Origin of the sequence: Acinetobacter sp. YH16044 (assembly GCF_013417145.1) — a bacterium.
GTDB classification, from domain to species: Bacteria; Pseudomonadota; Gammaproteobacteria; order Pseudomonadales; family Moraxellaceae; genus Acinetobacter; species Acinetobacter amyesii.
This window is the reverse complement of the sequence record NZ_VPEK01000104.1, coordinates 1-2,202: the sequence shown is the minus strand read 5'-3', so window position 1 is coordinate 2,202 and position 2,202 is coordinate 1. Positions and strand designations below refer to the sequence as shown.

The 2,202-nt window shown below is 36.0% G+C and carries 2 protein-coding genes; both read right to left on the bottom strand.

The genetic code is table 11. The features are described from left to right. Positions 1–266 precede the first annotated feature (266 nt). Entirely contained in the window at positions 267–569 is a 303-nt protein-coding gene (locus FTV38_RS17185; protein ID WP_179995781.1) for a hypothetical protein, read from the bottom strand. 73 nt (positions 570–642) lie between these two features. Further along, positions 643–1,161: a plasmid replication DNA-binding protein gene (locus FTV38_RS17180; protein WP_180023013.1), complete on the bottom strand. Its 519-nt coding sequence runs from the start codon at positions 1,159–1,161 to the stop codon at positions 643–645. Positions 1,162–2,202 lie beyond the last annotated feature (1,041 nt).

Here is a 2,202-nt window from a genome sequence, read left to right as displayed (position 1 = left end):
ATCATTTTTTTGTTGAACAGTGTGAAATATCTGAAGAGTATTTAATTGAGTAAAATGACATTTTCAAATATATAGATTTATTAGTTCTACTAAAATTAACATAATACACCTTATACGAAATGCGTTATAATTTTCTTTAGAAATCAATGCTGTAGTTTCTAGTTGATAGCCCAATCACACCCGATTGGGCTTTTTTTATGATTTTTCATGTTTCACGATCAAAAAACAATCAATGTTCCACGGTTTTGTTTAGCTTTGGCGAATAATCAATGGATGCCATTGAAGCCTCTTAGGTCTTCCGTTTTCTCAAAAATGAAGTCTCTGCGATCCAGGATTAGACAGTTTTTATTGTGTCGTCTAATTGATCGTGTTGCCTTACTGATGTCGTGACAATCCCAAAATCGCTCTGTTCCTGTGATTGCCGCTATGGGGTGTGCATCTTGTGCAATATAAATCAGGGAAACTACTATTTGTCTGCCGTTTTCATAGCGTTTCCTGGCGAATACAACATGATGTGCAATCTTAAGAAATTGGACTGTAGATTTATTTAAGCGTTCTTGAACAGACATAACTTATCTCCAAAAGCATAAGTTATTATATCAACTAATTTGCAACTAATTTACAACTAATTGTTGTTTTATATTAGCCATAAGGTTTAAAAAAACGGCTCCAGAACCCCCTTTTTTCTAGTTCTGGCTCAATATGTTCAGGGACAGGAATACGTTTATTCCCGATGACCTCTGATTCCTTAGGAGGCATAGCTATGACGTCCTCTTTTTCTTCTACCGTGGATTCTGCCTGTGTTGATTTTGGATCATCAGATTGCGTTGTATTGGTTTTTGGAGCTTCCAATAGTCGTTGCATAGTTTCAATTTGATTTTGATAGAAGCTTTCTCTATTTTTTGCATCATCCAACTGATTTTTTAGTATGTCTATCTGCTGTCTAAGTAGTAAGACTTCTGCCGAACTTGGACTGTCTACTTTTACAGATTCTTTTACATCGGTTTTTTTAGCAGGCTCACCAAAAACACGAATAGCTTCTGAAAAATCAATTTTATTATCAGAATTTTTACTTAAAATTCCTTTATTTATATGATTGTAAATTGTCTGTCTATTTATGCCGTAAAGCTTGGATAATTCAAGAACTGAAAGACTTTTCATGTTGTAAAGTGATGCCTATTGTTGTCTAAAGTCACTGTCTAATAGACTGTAAAATTTACAGACTGGATAGATATAGTTTTACATATATACCATCTGATTTTATCTAATATTTAAATTGTTGTATTAACTAGACTGTCTAAAAATCTTGGACGGGTTTATAAAAATTAATCAAAAACAAATAGATATTGGTGTATTTAATTTGAGCAAATAACAATTTTTTTTTGAAAAAGAGTGAAACTTATTTTTTAATGAAAATAGAAATTAATCAAATAGATGTAGATGATTTTTTAATAAGAAATTAGAAAGAGTGAAAGTTAAGGGCTTGAATTGAGTAAAAAAAAACCGCTGACACCTTGCAGTATCAACGGGTTTTTCTTATATTCAGCGGTACGCAGTTATTTGATGTTGACGCATCAGATAACGAAGATCAGCAGAGCTACCAACTCGTGCAGATTTCACCAAAGGCTTGTACCTGTTCGCACATTTTAACGTTATGAGCAGTAATTTCAAGTCAAAACATGAATTACTTCGTTATTGAATCGTTTTGTGTCCATTAAATAAGCAATCTTGAATTCGAGCTTTGCCCGCTTCTGCGTGTCCGTTTATTCGGGTCTAGGCATGTGGTGTGGGTGGATGGAATAAAGCGACGCTAGCGCACCACAGCGATTGTTTTACAGTAATGTAGAGCAGGAGTTGCTACTAGGGGATATCGACAAAGCAACAGCGTGATGAGTAGTTCAGGGATGCTTTAAATTGTATGTTGGGGAAACCCTCGCAGAGAGAAGTGACCTGTTCGGTTTGAGAACGTGTCGATGCGGTGTGTGAATCGTAATCTCAGCCTGTGTAGGAAAGCACAATTACCTACTGTCGTGGACGACCGATGCGTGGCTCCGTCAGCCCAAATTGGTGTTCGGCAATACTTTAAGAGCAAGCAATTTTTTGTAAGCTCTTAGGGTGAGTATTGCCGAAACTCTCTCAACATTCACCATCAGCCCAGAGTAAAACGAAGGCTGTGGAGAATGTTGAGAGAGTGAGAGCATT